Origin of the sequence: Enterobacter sp. BNK-22 (assembly GCF_048684805.1) — a bacterium.
In the GTDB taxonomy this organism is placed as follows: Bacteria; Pseudomonadota; Gammaproteobacteria; order Enterobacterales; family Enterobacteriaceae; genus Enterobacter; species Enterobacter quasiroggenkampii.
Window position 1 is genome coordinate 799,622 of the sequence record NZ_JBLQTT010000001.1, and the last position, 18,089, is coordinate 817,710.

Below are 18,089 nucleotides of genomic sequence, written 5' to 3' on the forward strand. Positions count from 1 at the left end.
TCATGGAAAGTAAACTGCTCGAATACTACAACCGTGAGCTGGCCTACCTGCGCGAAATGGGGGCCGAGTTTGCCGAACGCTACCCTAAAGTCGCCGGACGGCTGGGCATGCGCGGCATCGACGTGGCGGACCCGTATACCGAACGCCTGATGGAAGGGTTCGCCTTCCTGACCTCCCGCGTGCAGATGAAAATGGACGCGGAGTTTCCGCGCTTCTCCCAGCGTCTGCTGGAGATGATTGCGCCGAACTATCTTGCGCCCACGCCGTCAATGGCGATTGCGGAGATTCAGCCCGACAGCAGCCGGGGAGACCTGAGCAAGGGCTTCATCGTGCCGCGCGGTACCATGATGGACAGCCTGGCGCTGAAAAAAACCGGCGTGACCTGCAGCTATATCACGGCGCACGAGGTCAACCTGCTGCCGCTGAAAATCGACAAGGTCGAGCTGGGCGGTGTCCCCGCCGATTTGCCGCTCGCACAGCTGGGTCTGAGCCAGCAGGGGATCGGCAGCGCCCTGCGGATCCGCATCGCCTGCGACGGCCCGCAAAATCTCGGGCACCTGGATTTCGACCGTCTGGAATTTTTCCTCGCCGGTCCGGATATCGAGGCGCTGAAGCTGCTGGAGCTGGTGATGGAGCACCACGCCGGGATCGTCTGTCAGACGGTCAGCCCGCAGCCGCAGCGACAGCTGCTGGCGTCGGACGCGCTGCATCAGGAGGGCTTTGAGCCTGACCAGGCGCTGCTTCCGGACGATCTGCGCAACTTTGACGGCTATCGTCTGCTGCAGGAGTATTTCGCCTTTCCGGCCCGATTCCGGTTCATTAGCCTCAGCGGCCTGAGCACGCTGATCCAGCGCTGTGAAGGTGAGAAAGCCTTCGACCTCTTCATCCTGCTGGATAAGTCGGATGAACAGCTGGAGCGCGTGGTCGATGCCAGCCACCTGGCGCTGCACTGCACCCCGGTCATCAACCTGTTCCCAAAGGTCGCGGCGCGTCAGAAGCTGAATGAAGGCCAGCATGAATACCATCTGGTGGTCGATAACATCCGTCCGCTGGATTATGAGATTTACGCGGTCAAAAAAATCTATGGCAGCGCGGATGGTCAGCGCGATGACCAGACGTTTCGCCCGTTCTGGAGTACCTGGAGCGGTGATGCGGGCAACTACGGAGCCTATTTTTCCCTGCGCCGTGAACAGCGCGTGCTGTCCGAGCATGCCCTGCGCTACGGCACCCGTACCGGCTATATCGGCTCGGAGGTCTTTGTCTCGCTGGTGGATGAACAGCACGCCCCCTGGCAGGAAAACCTGCGCTATATCTCTGCCGAGGTGCTCTGCACCAGCCGCGACCTGCCGCTGATGCTGCAGCAGGAGCTCGGGCAGTTCATTATGGCGGACTCCATGCCGGTGAAATCCCTCACGCTGCGTAAAGGGCCGACGCCCCCGCGTCCGGCGCTGGCGGAAGGGTTCAGCACCTGGCGGCTTATCAGCCAGCTGCAGATGAACTACCTCAGCCTGATGGACAGTGACAATGAGGAGGGGGCTGCCGCGCTGCGCCAGCTGTTAGGACTGTACGCTAACCTGGCCGAAACGCCCGTTGCGCGTCAGGTGGAAGGCGTTCGTCACTGCGTGCTGGAGCCGGTTCACCGCCGCGTGCCTGAACCCGGCCCGGTGGTGTTCGCACGCGGGATCGGCATTACCCTGACGGTGGATGAGCGAGCCTTTTCGGGGGCCAGTCCGTGGCTCTTCGGCAGCGTGATGGAGCGTCTTTTTGCCCGCCTGGTCTCCATCAACAGCTTTACGGAGTTCTCCCTGAAGAGTCAGCAGCGCGGCGAGATTGGCTACTGGGCGCCGCGCATGGGTAAAAGGGCGCTGATATGAGTGACGCCGCCACTGTACCGCTGCGCGTGCATCGCCTGACGAAGCTGCCGGACGCGTTCTGGCACGGCGTCCGTGAGACGCCCTGGCGCTACGATCTGTTTCAGCTGTTAAGGCGCATTGATGCCCAGGGCGGCGAGCGCTACCCGCTGGGCCGCGCGCCGCTGCCAAAATTTGAACCGCTGCGCATCGGCCAGCAGCCGTCGATGAGTTTTGCCCCGTCGACGCTGGCCAGGGTGCGTCAGCGGGAAGAGAGCGGGCTGCATGAGGTGTCTATCCTCAGCTTCGGCCTGTTTGGCCCGAACGGCCCGCTGCCGGTCCACATGACCGAGTACGCCCGCGAGCGTATTTATCATCATCAGGACACCAGCCTGAGCGCGTTTGCCGATCTGTTCCACCATCGTCTGGCGCTGCTGTTTTACCGCGCCTGGGCGGATGCGCAGCCCACCGTCTCGCTGGACCGCGCCGATAACAAGCGCTTTGAGGGCTATCTGGCGTCGCTGATTGGTATGGGCCAGCCGGGTCAGATGGACAACGGCAGCCTGAGCTCACACGCGCGCTTTACCCACGCCGGGCACCTGACCCGTCACGGGCGGGATCCGGAGGGGCTGGAGAAGATCCTGCGCAGCTATTTTAAGGCGCCGGTCAAACTGGTCAGCAACGTGCCGCAGTGGATGCCGCTCTCCACGCGCGAGCAGGCGCAGCTGGGAGCAGGACGCCGCATGCCGCGCATGGGTGAGTCCGCCTTTCTCGGCGTCGCCGTCCGCGACGTGCAGCATAAGTTTCGCATCGAGATTGGCCCGCTGAGCGCGGAGGAGTACAACCGCTTTCTGCCGGGTGAAGCGTGGGTCACCGAACTGCGCGACTGGGTGCGTCAGTACGCCGGAGTGGAGTTTGAATGGGAAACGCGGGTGATCCTGCACGCAGACGCGGTGCTGGGCGCCACGCTCGGCGGTCATGCGCGATTAGGCTATAACACCTGGCTGGGCCTTCAGCCGCAGCCTGTCCCGCGCGGCGATCTGGTGTATCGCGCAGAGCGGTAATCCTTCCGTATACCGAATCATTGTTAATGGAAACTAACATGTCAGAAATTAGCCGTGCCGTGCTTTTCGGCAAACTGGATACGCTGTTATTTACCTCTCTGGAAAGCGCCACTGCGTTCTGCAAGCTGCGCGGCAACCCCTATGTTGAGCTGGTGCACTGGCTGCATCAGCTGATGCAGCAGCAGGATGGCGATCTGCAGCAGGTCATCCGCCACTTTGCCCTTGATGAACAGCAGCTGACGCGCGATATCGTTGCCGCGCTGGATGTGCTCCCGCGCGGGGCGAGTTCCGTTTCCGATCTCTCCGAGCATATCGACAGCGCCGTGGAGCGCGCCTGGGTCTTCGGCTCGCTGAAGTTTGGCGTCAGCCGCATTCGCGGCGGCCATTTGCTGATCGGCATGCTGAAAACCTGGAATTTGGCCAACGTGCTGAAAAGCATCTCGTCGCAATTCACCCGCCTTAACGTCGAGGTGCTGATTGAGCAGTTCGACGCTATTTGCGCCAACAGCAAAGAGACGCAGCAGGCTGCTGCTGCCGTCGATGCACCGGCGGGTGCGGTACCGGCTGCGCAGGGGACGCTGGCCCAGTACGGTCAGGACCTGACCGCCCGCGCCCGCGACGGGAAGATTGACCCGGTTGTCGGGCGCGACGAGGAGATCCGCCAGATGGTCGATATCCTGATGCGCCGTCGTCAGAACAACCCGCTGCTGACCGGGGAAGCCGGGGTCGGCAAAACGGCGGTGGTGGAAGGTCTGGCGCTGCGTATCGCCGACGGCGACGTGCCGGAGCCGCTGCAGAACATTCAGCTGTGGCTGCTGGATATCGGCATGCTGCAGGCCGGTGCTGGCATGAAAGGCGAGTTTGAAGCCCGTCTGCAGGCGCTCATTAACGAAGTCCAGTCCAGCGCCACGCCGATCATTCTGTTTATCGATGAGATCCACACCCTGATTGGCGCAGGCGGCCAGCAGGGGACCGGCGATGCGGCGAACCTGCTGAAGCCAGCTCTGGCGCGCGGCCAGCTGCGCACCATCGGGGCCACCACCTGGGCGGAATACAAAAAGTACATTGAGAAAGATCCGGCGCTGACCCGTCGTTTCCAGACGGTGCAGGTGCACGAGCCGGACGAAGCGAAAGCCATTCTGATGCTGCGCAGCACCGTGTCGCCGCTGGAGACGCATCACCAGGTGTTGCTGCTCGACGAAGCGGTCAGCGCGGCGGTGAAGCTGTCTCATCGCTACATTCCGGCGCGTCAGCTGCCGGACAAAGCCGTGGCCCTGCTCGACACAGCCTGCGCCCGCGTCGCGGTCAGCCAGAGCGCACCGCCTGCGCAGCTGGAAGACTGCTTGCGCCATCTTGCCGCGCTGGACGTGGAAATTGAGATTGCCGAACGCGAAGCGCGCGTGGGGGCCGGTGATCCCGATCGCGTCACGGTATTACGCGCCGAACGCGACGCGTATGAGACAAAACGCGAAGCCCTGTCCCGGCGCTGGGAAGAAGAACGCAGCCTGGTGCAGGAGATTATCCGCCTGCGCGCCGCGCTGTTCGCGGCGGGCGAGGAAGATACCGCTGAGCTGCGCGGCAAGCTGGCGGAACAGCAGCTGGCGCTGAACGCCTTACAGGGTGACGAGCCGCTGCTGTTTGCCGCGGTGGATGAAAACGTGGTTGCTGCGGTGGTCTCTGACTGGACCGGGATCCCGCTGGGCCGGATGGTGAAAAACGAGATCGACGCGGTACTCAACCTTGCCGACACGCTGAACCAGCGTGTTATCGGCCAGCGTCACGGTCTGGATCTGATTGCCCGCCGCGTGAAAACCTCGCGGGCGAAGCTGGACGACCCGAACAAGCCGGTGGGCGTCTTTATGCTGTGCGGCCCGTCCGGCGTTGGTAAAACCGAAACCGCGCTGGCGCTCGCCGAATCTCTGTACGGCGGCGAGCAGAACGTCATCACCATCAACATGAGCGAGTTCCAGGAAGCGCACACCGTCTCCACCTTAAAAGGTGCGCCTCCAGGGTACGTAGGGTATGGTGAAGGCGGGGTATTAACCGAGGCCGTCCGCCGCCGTCCATACAGCGTGGTGCTGCTGGACGAAATTGAGAAAGCGCACCCGGACGTCCACGAGATCTTCTTCCAGGTCTTTGATAAAGGCTGGATGGAGGACGGCGAGGGGCGCCACATTGATTTTCGCAACACCATTATTATTCTGACCTCCAACGTCGGTACCGAGCTGATTAGCGCCATGTGCGCCGATCCGGACCTCATGCCGGAGCCTGAGGCCTTAAGCGGCGCGTTGCGCCAGCCGCTGCTGGAGGTCTTCCCGCCCGCGCTGCTGGGCCGTCTGCTGGTGGTGCCGTATTACCCGCTCAGCGACGAGATGCTGGGGCAGATTGTTCGCCTGCAGCTCAGGCGCATTCAGCGTCGTCTGGAAGAGAATCACAGCATCATTTCTGAGTTTGACGACAGCGTGGTGGAACAGATTGTTCAGCGCTGTACCGAGGTGGAGTCGGGGGGACGCATGGTGGATGCTATTCTGACCAACACCCTGTTGCCCCAGATGAGCCAGATCTTACTTACCGCCAGCCGCAGCGACGAGCAGTACCGACGTCTGCATGTCACCTGCGAGCAGGGCGAGTTTCACTGTCAGTTTGCCGCGTAATAATCATCAAGAGAACTGTAAAAGATGACGGATAATGATAACAATCGGACTGTCCCAAACGCGCTCCCGGTCGGGTACCGCTTCAACGAGTTTGAAATCAAAGAGGTGATCGGCGGCGGCGGTTTTGGCATTGTCTATCGCGCGTGGGATCACCAGCTCGAACGCACTATCGCTATCAAAGAATTTATGCCTTCCTCGCTCGCCGTACGCGGCGACGACATGACCCTGGTGCTCCGCAGCGAGCGCTTTGGCAAAGCGTTCTCCGCGGGCCTGAACAGCTTCATTCAGGAAGCGCGTCTGCTGGCGCGCTTTAACCACCCGAACCTGCTGCACGTCCTGCGCTTCTGGGTGCAAAACGACACGGCCTACATGGGGACGCTGTTTTACAGCGGCACCACGCTGTCACGCCTGCGTGAAGAAAAGCCGGAGCTGATCAACGAAGCCTGGATCCGCCGCACGCTGCCGATGCTTTTTGGCGCGATCAAGACCATCCACGATGAAGGCTACCTGCACCGCGACATCTCTCTGGATAACATCCAGATCCAGGATAACGGCCTGCCGGTGCTGCTCGATTTCGGCTCCGCGCGCCGCACGATTGGTAACCTTTCCGACGAAACGGAAACCATGCTGCGTCCGGGCTTTGCGCCGATTGAGCAGTACACCGACGACAACGAAAGCGAGCAGGGCCCGTGGACGGATATTTACGCCCTCGGCGCCGTGCTGCGTACCCTGATTGTGGGTTCTCCGCCGCCGGTCAGCGTGGTGCGCTCTATTCAGGATACCTGCAAACCGCTGGTGGAAATCATGCCGCAGGGCTATTCCATCCCGCTACTCCAGGCCATTGACCGCGCGCTGGCGCTGCACATGGAGGATCGTCCGCAGTCCATCGACGAGTTCGCCGCGCTGATTGAGATGCCGGTCGCGGGTATCAACGACGTGCTGACGGCGAAAAAGCCCGGCACGATGCTGGTACCGGTGGAGGAGGAACAACCTGCTTCGCTGCTCGACTGGCGTCGCTACAGGATCCCGGGCATGGTTGCCGCAGGCGTGCTGGTCGGCGTTGTCGCTGGCGCGATGCTGTTCAGCGGAGGTAACGATGCGCCTGAGCAGGCTGCGCAGGCACCGGCAGAGACGCGTCCAACCGAAACCGCCGCGAACACGCCAGACGTGAAGCCAGAAACGGCGAAGGTAAGCGAACCGGCGACGGCACAGCAGACGCCACCGCCTGTCGCGAGCCCTGTTGCGTTGGTCTATATCCGCATCCTCGACGGCGAAACGCTGAAAGTAAACGGCGAGCCAAAAGCGCTGCGCCCGGGAACCAACGGCTATGCATCGCTCAAGCTGCCAGCCGGTGAGGCGAAGATTGAACTGCAGGGCAACGGAAGAACGCGTGGCCAGACGCTGGATATTGCCAAGCCGGGCACCTGGCTGGTGAATCCGTAGAATGACGCTCAGTTACTGATGCGAACCTCTTTTCTGAATCGCATAAGCTAGATGGAATAAAGATTATGCTCAACCGAATTACCGTTCAGCTCCCGGTGGAGGGGCTTCTGTTCTGGAAACTGACGGGCCGCGAGGCGATGTCCGAGTCGTTCGCGCTGACGCTGACCGTGCTCGGCACGGACGCGCGCATTGACCGCAGTAAGCTGCTGGGCCAGCCGGTCACGGTGACCATCCCGACGCAGAATCTGCTGACGTCCCGCTATATTAACGGCAAGATTACCCGCGTGGCGGTCAGCGCCGTTGAGCTGACGGGCACCCGTTATGCGGTGTACCAGCTGACGGTGGAGCCGGACCTGTGGCCGATGAAGCGCGACCGTAACCTGCGTATCTTCCAGGGCCAGACGGTGCCGCAGATTGTGAAAACGCTGCTGGGTGAGCATCAGGTCAACGTTGAGGACAAACTCACCGGCAGCTACCGGGTGTGGGACTACTGCGTGCAGTATCAGGAGTCGAGCCTGGACTTCATCAGCCGCCTGATGGAGCTGGAGGGGATTGCGTATCACTTCCGCCATGAGGCGGACAAGCACACCCTGGTGCTCACCGACGCCGCCACGCAGCATCAGCCGTTCAGCGGCTATGAGGTCATTCCTTACCACCAGACGCCGTCAGGCGGCAGTACGGATGAAGAGGGCATCAGCCAGTGGGCGCTTGAGGACAGCGTGACGCCGGGGATTTACAGCCTCGACGACTATGACTTCCGCAAGCCGAACGCGTGGCTGTTTCAGGCCCAGCAGAACCCGGCGTCGCCGAAGCCGGGCAGCATCGACGTGTACGACTGGCCGGGTCGCTTTGTGGACAAGGGGCACGGGGAGTTTTATGCCCGCATCCGTCAGGAGCGCTGGCAGGTGGAGCATCAGCAGATTCAGGCCACCGCGACGGCGGCGGGGATTGCGCCCGGTCACACCTTCACCTTAACCAACGCGCCGTTCTTCAGCGACAACGGGGAGTATCTGGTGACGGCGGCGGGTTACCACCTCGAAGAGAACCGCTATGCCAGCGGCGAGGGGGAGACCATTCACCGGACCGACTTCACGGTCATTCCTGCGTCAGTGGCCTACCGTCCGGCGCAGAGCACGGCGTGGCCGCGCACCTACGGCCCGCAGACGGCGAAAGTGGTGGGGCCGAAGGGCGAGAGTATCTGGACGGACAAATACGGCCGGGTGAAGGTGAAGTTCCACTGGGACCGTCTGGCGAAGGGCGATGACACCAGCTCCTGCTGGGTGCGCGTGTCGAGCGCGTGGGCGGGCCAGGGCTACGGCGGGGTGCAAATCCCGCGCGTGGGCGATGAGGTGGTGGTGGACTTTATCAACGGCGATCCAGACCGTCCGATCATTACCGGTCGCGTGTACAACGACGCGAGCATGCCGCCGTGGGCGCTGCCGGCTGCGGCGACGCAGATGGGCTTTATGAGCCGCACGAAAGACGGTTCCGTGGACAACGCCAACGCCCTGCGGTTTGAGGATAAAGCGGGTGCAGAGCAGGTGTGGATCCAGGCCGAGCGCAATCTGGATATTAACGTCAAAAACGACGAAACACATTCTACTGAAAAAAATCGAACCCAGTTCGTTGGCGAAGATGAAACCTTACGGGTAGCGAAAAATCAGAAATCAGGGATTAAAGGCGATGTGGTATGCCTGACGGGGAACAGTCGAAACGATAAAGTCGTTAATAATTTTATACTTTCCGCAGGAAATACGCTGAGACTGGAATGTGGTGAAAGCGCCATCGAGCTATCAAAAGACGGCAGCGTCCATATCATTGGTAATAATTTTAACTTTACTGCGAAACAGAATGCGCAAATTAATACGCTTTCCGGCGAATTACACTTGAACCCTGATGATGGACAAAATGTCATCGATCCGCCTGGCGCATCCCTTCAGGGTGAAATCCAGCAGGAAGTGGATAGTTTTTTTGTTATTAATGGCAATAAGTAAGAGTAACCCGAATGGCTGAATATATTCTTCAGGAAGCATCCCTTGCCTTACCCGATGTATTTAAAGACAGAACCATGAATTTATTTACCCTGAGTGATAACGGAGCCAGCGAGTTTACTTTTGTTGTTTCTCGTGCGAGTGCTAAAAACGAAGATAAAGTCCATGATGCGGCAACCCGTTTGGTACGTGAACTGGAAATTACGGTGCCCGACTTTCGTCTCGAATCCTCGCAGATGACCTCTGTTGATGGTCTCCCGGCGGTTGAGCTTTTTTATCAATTCAAAAATGATAATGCGATCATTTTCCAGAGGCAGACCGTTATTTTGCTCGGTGACCATCCTGGCGGCCAAAAGATGGTGTGTTATATCGGTACTTGCCCGGGCGAGTTTAGCGATTATTATCATAATCAATATCAGGAAATTATCCGCAGTATTAAGTTCCACAAACCGGCTCAGACTGAAACTAGAGAAATGCTCGCTGCCGACAGCCAGGGGCCATTTTTTGCGCTTGATAGTGAGAGTAAGGAATTGAGTGTCTTTGAAAACATTCAGGAACTGTATGGACATCTTTCGCTTCAGCGGGCGAAAGAGGGGCAATATTTGCTTTTTGAAAAACAGGGTAAACCACTCAGTATTGCACCCGTTCCGGGGAGCCAACCCCTTCGTTACGCGCTGTGGACGACTTTCGCAGACAAATCACATCACCTACTTTCACAGCTTTCCGTATGCCGCCAGGTGTCTGGTTCTGACCCGCTTGATACAGCCGACCGGATCCGTAAGTATCTGATGGCACAGCGAGCCGAATAGCCATGTCCGAATGTCAGGCTGCTCGCGTAGATGATGAGATTGCACATACAGCCTCAAAAGGCTGGATGATTGCAGGATTGGTGGGCGGGGCCATTCTGGGCGCAGCTGCCGTTGTCGTCACCGGAGGGACCGCGCTGGTTGCTGTTTCTGCCGTTGCGGCTGGGGCATGCGCTGCGGGTGGGTTGGGTGAGCTCCTCGGCAGTATGTCATGGGCTCCACGCCATACTACCGGTACTCTAAAAGAAGGTTCACCCAATGTCTTTATCAACAGCCGAAAGGCTATCCGCGCTCATCTGTCAGCCGGAGAGTGTGACGAACACAGCGGTAGTCTGCAACGGGTTGCCGAAGGTTCGATAAAGGTTTACATCAACAACTTTCCCGCCTCTCGCACTGGCGATAAGCTGACATGCAGCGCTGAGATTAGCCAGGGATCGCGAAATGTTATTATCGGTGGAAGCAAGGTTCAGACCGATGAAATAAGTCCTGAAATACCGGAATGGGTGAACTGGACGATGCTCGCCGTTGGTGCCGGAGCCATGGCGGTGCTGGCCAGTCCGGCAATCGCACTTCTGAGTACCCTCGGTGCGATGGGCGGTGGGACAGTCGGTAGTTATGCGGGGGGAATGCTGTTTGGCGAAGGTAGCGACGGTCAGAAATGGGGGATGCTGATCGGCTCGGTTATTGGCGGCGGGGCTGGCATGAAAGGCGGGGCAAGGTTTGATGCGTGGCGGGCTGGTAAGCCTGTTTTCGAACCGGTTAAGCCAAATATTTCGGCCCGAAGAGCTGAACTTAATGAAAAATTTGGACGCACGGGCGATCTTAATAGAGATATTAATATCCGTGCAAATCAAAAAATTGTTGATGATTTTATGCGTTCTCAGGGTGTTGAAGAAAGTAAAATACCAGCTTATCGCAGCGGTATAGATCTTGAACAGAGAGTGACAATTGAAACAATCAATAAAGGCAAAATAGCTTATCAGAATCAATCCCCAGGGAATTGGCAAGGAAACTGGTATTCTCTTGACGAATCGACCCCTGCCACAAAACTAGGCATTAACCCAGAGGGACAGGTCAGGGATACGGGGTTAATTGTTCCTAAAGAAGTTAAAGCTTATCAAGCGCAACAAAAAGTTGAGATGCTTCGAAGTAGTGCCACACCAGCCTTGGACACCTGGTCTGTACCAGACAAACCTTTCCAGACAGAAGGCGGTGGGATACAATGGTTTACCACTAAGCGTGATATTTGGACTCCATATAATGAATAACATGACAGCTCTAAATTATGTTGAAAAAGCATTAACTTTAGCAGAAAAGAGATATGCTGAGGTAAAACATCTCAACCCCCACTCCCCACTTTTACAAATGTACGATTCTATTGTACAACAATTAATATTTCTACGGGATTTAATCGAAGGCAAGGAAAAGGATAAAGCAAAATTATGGAAAATGACTTTCGGTATGTATGCAGCAAAGGAGTTTGATAATTCTGATGAGTTGTTTTTTGAAAGGTTGTCGGATGCCTGGTTTATTGTGGATCAAATCCGCCGAGGGTTAAAGGTTAGACTGCCGCATGAGGTTGATGCCAATTACAAAATGAAACAACATAATCTTAAAATGAAATATCCTGGTGAATTTTAGGGTTTGATATTAAAAATATTTTATTATGGGTGAATGGTGATAGACTTACATGCTAATTTGAATGTATTGTTAAAATATGTAGATATATATCGTAAGTACTTACCTGTTAGCAGTCTTTCAGTCCAGCAGAAGATGCAGTATAAATATAATGATAAACTATTAGAATCATCTTTTGATTGCGATGCACAAAAACAATGGGACTTAACACCACAATGTAACATCTCACTCGCGGAATCACGGGATCGTGCTGTCGGTGCGCTTATAGGTCTTGCTGTTGGAGATGCTGTAGGTACGACGCTCGAATTTTTACCTCGTGACAAAGCACATGTCAAAGATATGATAGGTGGTGGGCCATTTCGACTTCGCGCCGGCGAATGGACGGATGATACATCCATGGCATTATGTCTTGCGGAAACGCTTCTTGAGAAAGGTGATGCTGATACTACCTGCTTCAGGAATAAGCTTTTGGCATGGTATCAGCATGGTTATAACAGTTCTAATGGCGTCTGTTTTGATATAGGTAATACAACGCGATTTTCTTTAGAGCAATATTTAACAATTGGCCCAGGATGGAGCGGCAATACTGCCGCAGAAACTGCAGGTAATGCTTCCATTATCAGACAAGCCCCTGTCTCTATTTTTTTTAGAAAGTCATTAAGCAAAGCGTTTTATGAAGCTAAAAAACAGAGTATCGCAACACACGGTGCCGCGGAAGCAATAAATAGCACACAGTATTTAAGTTATTTGCTTGTGCATATGATTAACGGTAGCAATAAAGATTTTGTTTTTTCTCCGCACGTTATGCCGCTTCAGCCACGCGTAATGATTATCAACGCGGGTGAATATAAGCAAAAAACTCGCAATCAGATTCGTTCAAGTGGTTATGTTATAGACACGCTTGAGGCCGCGATGTGGTCGGTATGGAATACGGATAATTTCCGCGATGCAATTCTACTGGCCGCCAATCTTGCCGATGACGCTGACAGCGTTGCGGCGACGGCGGGACAAATAGCTGGAGCATTATATGGTTATTCCGGTATTCCGCAGGAGTGGAAAAACAAACTCGTACAGCACGAACGTATCGCCAAAATGGCAGGTGAACTGTTCGATAGAGCTCCAGAGGATAATTTCTTATAATTATATTAGTCATATGGCACGGGTATTGTACCGTGCCTCTTTCTTTGTCTGTCCCTAATGGTTTGTTAGTTAAAAGCGTCCCGGCGTGTCAAAAATTGGACAATACAGATTGTTCGAGAAGAGAACATGTGGTGACCATGGTTTGTGGATAAATAAAATTATATTGAGTTGGGTTGAATTAATGGCATCACTGATATAGTCAATCAGCGGTTTGGGCCAATATTACGCCTGATACCAAAATCTCTCGCCGCGTTAAGCTGTATCTTGTTGTTTTATGGTATTTAGTTTGGAAAAGGAGTGTGATGCGAAGTGAGATGACGACACGACAATGCCTGGAGAACAACATGTATAAATGTGGTACGTTATGATTCAATGGCTTTTCTTTATTCTCTTTATGATTTGGACACTAGCGCTTATCTGGAATGGAAAAGACTTATTCAGTAAAAAACAATGGTTCCTTGCTGGGTTGATGTTCGTTCTGGTGCTAGTGGTTACGGTTGTTATTGGTTTTACGTTGAAATGGCTCGCTCAGTCAATGTCATTATTCTCCGTCGCAACGGCGAAACACTATTCGATTATCTTTTCCATGTCTTTCCTGTGCGTATGGGGACTAAAAGTTACCGTTGTGCTGCTCTGCACGATATTTTCCGGGATTACAGGAGGGCACAAAAAATACAATGCTGAAAATTATGAAGCAATATCGTCTATAACACGCGTCGTTGCGCCTGGCTTACTTATCGTTGCTAAAAGCGTAGTTTCCCTGGGGAGCGTCCTTATGTTTTCAGGTTTATGGCTTAAATAAGCACGATTTAAAAAATATCTCAATGAACACCGAGATTAGTCCATAGTGGAATAAAGATTATGCTCAACCGAATTACCGTTCAGCTCCCGGTGGAGGGGCTTCTGTTCTGGAAACTGACGGGCCGCGAGGCGATGTCCGAGTCGTTCGCGCTGACGCTGACCGTGCTCGGCACGGACGCGCGCATTGACCGCAGTAAGCTGCTGGGCCAGCCGGTCACGGTGACCATCCCGACGCAGAATCTGCTGACGTCCCGCTATATTAACGGCAAGATTACCCGCGTGGCGGTCAGCGCCGTTGAGCTGACGGGCACCCGCTATGCGGTCTACCAGCTGACGGTGGAGCCGGACCTGTGGCCGATGAAGCGCGACCGTAACCTGCGTATCTTCCAGGGCCAGACGGTGCCGCAGATTGTGAAAACCCTGCTCGGTGAGCATCAGGTCAACGTTGAGGACAAACTCACCGGCAGCTACCGGGTGTGGGACTACTGCGTGCAGTATCAGGAGTCGAGCCTGGACTTCATCAGCCGCCTGATGGAGCTGGAGGGGATTGCGTATCACTTTCGCCATGAGGCGGACAAGCACACCCTGGTGCTCACCGACGCCGCCACGCAGTACCAGCCGTTCAGCGGCTATGAGGTCATTCCGTACCACCAGACGCCGTCGGGCGGCAGTACGGACGAAGAGGGCATCAGCCAGTGGGCGCTGGAGGACAGCGTGACGCCGGGGATTTACAGCCTCGACGACTATGACTTCCGCAAGCCGAACGCGTGGCTGTTCCAGGCCCAGCAGAACCCGGCGTCGCCGAAGCCGGGCAGCATCGACGTGTACGACTGGCCGGGTCGCTTTGTGGACAAGGGGCACGGGGAGTTTTATGCCCGCATCCGTCAGGAGCGCTGGCAGGTGGAGCATCAGCAGATTCAGGCCACCGCGACGGCGGCGGGGATTGCGCCCGGTCACACCTTCACCTTAACCAACGCGCCGTTCTTCAGCGACAACGGGGAGTATCTGGTGACGGCGGCGGGTTACCACCTCGAAGAGAACCGCTATGCCAGCGGCGAGGGGGAGACCATTCACCGGACCGACTTCACGGTCATTCCTGCGTCAGTGGCCTACCGTCCGGCGCAGAGCACGGCGTGGCCGCGCACCTACGGCCCGCAGACGGCGAAAGTGGTGGGGCCGAAGGGCGAGAGTATCTGGACGGACAAATACGGCCGGGTGAAGGTGAAGTTCCACTGGGACCGTCTGGCGAAGGGCGATGACACCAGCTCCTGCTGGGTGCGCGTGTCGAGCGCGTGGGCGGGCCAGGGCTACGGCGGGGTGCAAATCCCGCGCGTGGGCGATGAGGTGGTGGTGGACTTTATCAACGGCGATCCAGACCGTCCGATCATTACCGGTCGCGTGTACAACGACGCGAGCATGCCGCCGTGGGCGCTGCCGGCTGCGGCGACGCAGATGGGCTTTATGAGCCGCACGAAAGACGGTTCCGTGGACAACGCCAACGCCCTGCGGTTTGAGGATAAAGCGGGCGCAGAGCAGGTATGGATCCAGGCCGAGCGTAACATGGACACCAGCGTTAAAAATGATGAAACGCACAGCGTCGGCGGCGAGCGCAGCCATTACGTGAAGAAAAATGAACTGCATCGCGTGGAAGCGAATCAGACTCAGGCCGTGAAAGGTGGCACCGAGATCCTGACGGGGAAAGGCAAGCTGGATGCGGCGGTAGAGCAGTATGTTATCGCTTCCGGGACGAAGCTGCGGCTGGTCTCAGGGGAAAGCGCCATTGAGCTGAATGCTAACGGCAAGATTAACCTCATCGGCAAAGAGTTTAACTTCTTCGTGGAAGGGGATGGGTATATCACCACGGGCGGTAAGCTGCATCTGAATACCTCTGGTACAAAACCGGGCACCACGGCGCCGGGTTCCGGACATAAAGGGGATATTGATGCGGCGGTGCAGGCGAAATTTACGACCAAAGATGAGTAAAGCAGGTGCGGTACTTATCGCGTTACTAACGACGGGAATGGCTGGAGGAGACACGCAGAAAAAGGATCTCTGGATGTTTATTTCCGGGATGAGTGCATCGCTTAAGACGTTATCCGTTACAACCCTTAGTAACGCGCCGTTACCGTTTAAGATGACCAGGCAAAATGAATATATCAATTTCTACAATGCCGACGATATCAAACTCGCTGATGGAACGAACATAACCGCAATTGAGTTACGTTTAAGCAAAGATAACGACGGCATGGCGCCTTTACTGAATTTTTCACCCTCCTCAGGTCAATGCATAACGCTGGATACCGTTAAAAAGCATTATCCGCAGCTGACGTTAACTGATTATCCACGAGGCCGCTCGGAGAACGAAGTGACCAGCCATACAGCCCGAAAAGATATGAATGGACAAAAAGTGAGCTTCAGTTTCACCGTGAAAAATCCTCACTGTCTGGGTTCAGTCGTCATTAGCGCAGACTAAGAAATACTGCACTCATGTCCTGGCGGTTTCTTCAGGGTGATAACTGCAATACACATTCAATAAATGACGATTAACGTGAAAAAACACACGCCGATATTTCTTTGTTCCATCCTGATGTTTACCTGTCTCGGCAGCAATGTGGTTTTGGCTCAGGTAATGCCTCCCGTTCTGACAAAACGGGACTTTTCTGTGCAGATCAAAGACCAGCCTGTCGCATTGGGCGACCGATGGTCTCCTGATAGTGCCGGTAAAATTGATGTGCCGTTGGAAGGCAACTTTGTCGGTGAGGTTCCTTTTGACGGAACGAACTATAAATTCTACCAGCATCAAAGGGCTGGGTTAGAAATATTCAGTTCCAATCTCTGGTGGGATAAAGCTGAACGAAGCGTTGATGATTATATCGTGTCGCAGATTACGCTGACTGCCGAAGACTTCGCAACGCCGCGTGGTGTCCATGTGGGTTCAACGAGAAAGGAACTGAACAGCGCATACGGTACCGGTCAGGTCGACAATGATGCGGGGGAGCAGTGGATTACCTACGAATTGGATAAAAAAGTGCTTTCTTTTGAGATAAAAGGCGGGAACGTTATAAAAATAACAATGAATTACAACAATAATTCTCAAGAATAATTTATGACCAAAAAATATGTTGCAGTCGTATTGTTCACGGCTTTATTGACAGGCGTCGTTGAAACGTCATCGGCACTTGAATTATCGCAATACAATAAGCTCGATACGGTAAGTCGCATCCTTAACGACAGTGAAGTGACAGACAATCTCAGGACGCTGTTGGGAAATCATTACCAAAACTTTATTGATAACTTTGACGTCTTTGGCGAACCGCACACCACCGCAGGTGGCGGATTGTTTGTTGAAGGCTGGCTAAAAGATCTTTATCTGGAGAACGCGTCAGCGCTGGTCATCAATCCTGATGGCAAAATCTTTGCGGCCTGGGTGGTTCCGGAGTCGGACGTAATCCATTACCAATCCTCTGATAATAGCCCGGGTATTAATGCTGATATACAGCAATGGGCCGCCAGGTTCAATACGATGCAGTTTGCAACGAACAGCCAATCGAGACCTGCGTTTGACGGGGTTTGGACAGGCGGGGTTGGCAATGACTCGACGTTAACCCTGCAGTTAGCTGAATCAGGCAACCGTATCACCGGGTCTTATTGCTATATCTCCCAGAGAGGGAATCGCATCGACTGCCCGGAAGAAGATGAGCGAAATCTTAGCGGTACGATCGCTGGAAACCGTGCGGACGTAGAGTTCAACTCATCGTTTGGCGGCGCAGGCGGAAGGGCTGTTCTGGAAATAAAGGGGAGTGAAATGGAATGGCGTCTGGTAACGCCTCCACAAAAAGGAAATGATTATACTCCGCTGCGTTATACGTTACATAAAGCCGCTTCGGTTCATCACGCTGAAACCAGAAAACTGGACACCGACAAGTTCACTATCTCTCTGATAAACAAGTGCGGGCGTTTCGAGGGTGAATGTGACCAGATGGTTTATCTCGGTGTGCGCAAAAGCGATAACAGTACGATCTCCTTAAAGGGAAAAACGTTACACGACCCCGCAGGTAAAATAATCGGCTCAACGTACAAGAATGGCGAGATCGCTTATACCGTGACGTATGCACCTGTGAAATTGCTTGTCAGCAAAGGCAGCCATGTTTTAGTCGAACAGTCAGGTCAATGGCGTAAATAATAAAACAGTCAGCCAAAGGGCCAACATGGATTGGCCTTCATGTTTCTCTCAATATTAATCATCCCGAGTTCACTTATGAAATACACCCTCCAGGAAGGTTCATTTTCCCTTTTTCCTGCTGCCTGGCAGGATAACAGCATGAACATCATTCGCGATGACGAAAGCGGGTTGTCCGTGGTGGTCAGCCGCGGCGTGATTCCCGATGGCAGCGACTACGAACAAGAGTTTCACCGCCAGTGGGATGTGTTGCGTCCTCAGATGGGTGAGATCGCCCAGAGCGAATTCCGGAACGTAAACGCCGGGCCTGACGGAAAAATTAACGGGCTGGAAGTTGAGACCACGTTTGACCGTAACGGGCAGCGCCTGTGGCAAAAACAGCTGGCCGTGCAGACGCCGGGCAAACCGGTATTGATGATTTTTACCCTCTCGGCATTAAGAGCCTTTACCGAAGAGGACGAGGTGCGCTGGAGCGCGCTTAAGCAGAGTCTGACGCTAAACGACAACCGGAATGTGTAAGGC

15 protein-coding genes are annotated in these 18,089 nt (G+C 55.2%); all 15 read left to right on the plus strand.

Features of this window, described 5'->3' with window-relative positions; translation table 11 throughout:
• Positions 1-2 precede the first annotated feature (2 nt).
• Entirely contained in the window at positions 3-1,874 is a 1,872-nt protein-coding gene (gene tssF / locus ACMGGE_RS03670) for a type VI secretion system baseplate subunit TssF (RefSeq protein WP_420293359.1), read from the plus strand.
• The gene (tssG, locus tag ACMGGE_RS03675) at positions 1,871-2,914 is read left to right on the plus strand and encodes a type VI secretion system baseplate subunit TssG (RefSeq protein WP_045908274.1); all 1,044 of its coding nucleotides are present in this window, start codon (positions 1,871-1,873) and stop codon (positions 2,912-2,914) included. The genes tssF and tssG overlap by 4 nt, the downstream gene beginning before the upstream one ends.
• 38 nt (positions 2,915-2,952) lie before the next feature.
• On the plus strand, positions 2,953-5,568 hold the full coding sequence (gene tssH, locus ACMGGE_RS03680) for a type VI secretion system ATPase TssH (protein ID WP_420293360.1): 2,616 nt from the start codon (positions 2,953-2,955) through the stop codon (positions 5,566-5,568).
• A gap of 24 nt (positions 5,569-5,592) precedes the next feature.
• Positions 5,593-7,011, plus strand: a complete 1,419-nt coding sequence (locus ACMGGE_RS03685) for a serine/threonine protein kinase (RefSeq protein WP_420293361.1) — start codon at positions 5,593-5,595, stop codon at positions 7,009-7,011.
• A gap of 65 nt (positions 7,012-7,076) precedes the next feature.
• Entirely contained in the window at positions 7,077-9,005 is a 1,929-nt protein-coding gene (locus ACMGGE_RS03690) for a type VI secretion system Vgr family protein (RefSeq protein ID WP_420293362.1), read from the plus strand.
• Positions 9,006-9,016: 11 nt separating this feature from the next.
• On the plus strand, positions 9,017-9,811 hold the full coding sequence (locus tag ACMGGE_RS03695; RefSeq protein ID WP_008503526.1) for a DcrB-related protein: 795 nt from the start codon (positions 9,017-9,019) through the stop codon (positions 9,809-9,811).
• 2 nt (positions 9,812-9,813) lie between these two features.
• Positions 9,814-11,076: a polymorphic toxin type 46 domain-containing protein gene (locus tag ACMGGE_RS03700; RefSeq protein ID WP_420293363.1), complete on the plus strand. Its 1,263-nt coding sequence runs from the start codon at positions 9,814-9,816 to the stop codon at positions 11,074-11,076.
• Entirely contained in the window at positions 11,069-11,449 is a 381-nt protein-coding gene (locus tag ACMGGE_RS03705) for an immunity protein Tsi6 family protein (RefSeq protein WP_008503524.1), read from the plus strand. The genes ACMGGE_RS03700 and ACMGGE_RS03705 overlap by 8 nt, the downstream gene beginning before the upstream one ends.
• A gap of 36 nt (positions 11,450-11,485) precedes the next feature.
• Complete coding sequence (gene tri1 / locus ACMGGE_RS03710) at positions 11,486-12,586, plus strand: ADP-ribosylarginine hydrolase Tri1 (protein WP_420294171.1); 1,101 nt, start codon at positions 11,486-11,488, stop codon at positions 12,584-12,586.
• A 364-nt stretch (positions 12,587-12,950) separates the two neighbouring features.
• Positions 12,951-13,388 carry a hypothetical protein gene (locus tag ACMGGE_RS03715; RefSeq protein ID WP_420293364.1) on the plus strand — a complete coding sequence of 146 codons (438 nt, stop codon included), beginning with the start codon at positions 12,951-12,953 and terminating at the stop codon, positions 13,386-13,388.
• Positions 13,389-13,447: 59 nt separating this feature from the next.
• Positions 13,448-15,370 (plus strand): type VI secretion system Vgr family protein, encoded by a 1,923-nt coding sequence (locus ACMGGE_RS03720; protein ID WP_420293365.1) that lies wholly within the window; start codon positions 13,448-13,450, stop codon positions 15,368-15,370.
• Positions 15,363-15,860 (plus strand): hypothetical protein, encoded by a 498-nt coding sequence (locus ACMGGE_RS03725; RefSeq protein WP_258526519.1) that lies wholly within the window; start codon positions 15,363-15,365, stop codon positions 15,858-15,860. The genes ACMGGE_RS03720 and ACMGGE_RS03725 overlap by 8 nt, the downstream gene beginning before the upstream one ends.
• Positions 15,861-15,935: 75 nt before the next feature.
• Positions 15,936-16,490 carry a hypothetical protein gene (locus tag ACMGGE_RS03730; protein WP_420293366.1) on the plus strand — a complete coding sequence of 185 codons (555 nt, stop codon included), beginning with the start codon at positions 15,936-15,938 and terminating at the stop codon, positions 16,488-16,490.
• Between the two features lie 3 nt (positions 16,491-16,493).
• Positions 16,494-17,570 carry a hypothetical protein gene (locus ACMGGE_RS03735; protein WP_420293367.1) on the plus strand — a complete coding sequence of 359 codons (1,077 nt, stop codon included), beginning with the start codon at positions 16,494-16,496 and terminating at the stop codon, positions 17,568-17,570.
• Between the two features lie 75 nt (positions 17,571-17,645).
• Positions 17,646-18,086, plus strand: coding sequence for a DcrB-related protein (locus ACMGGE_RS03740; protein WP_021240367.1), 441 nt, complete (start codon positions 17,646-17,648; stop codon positions 18,084-18,086).
• Positions 18,087-18,089 lie beyond the last annotated feature (3 nt).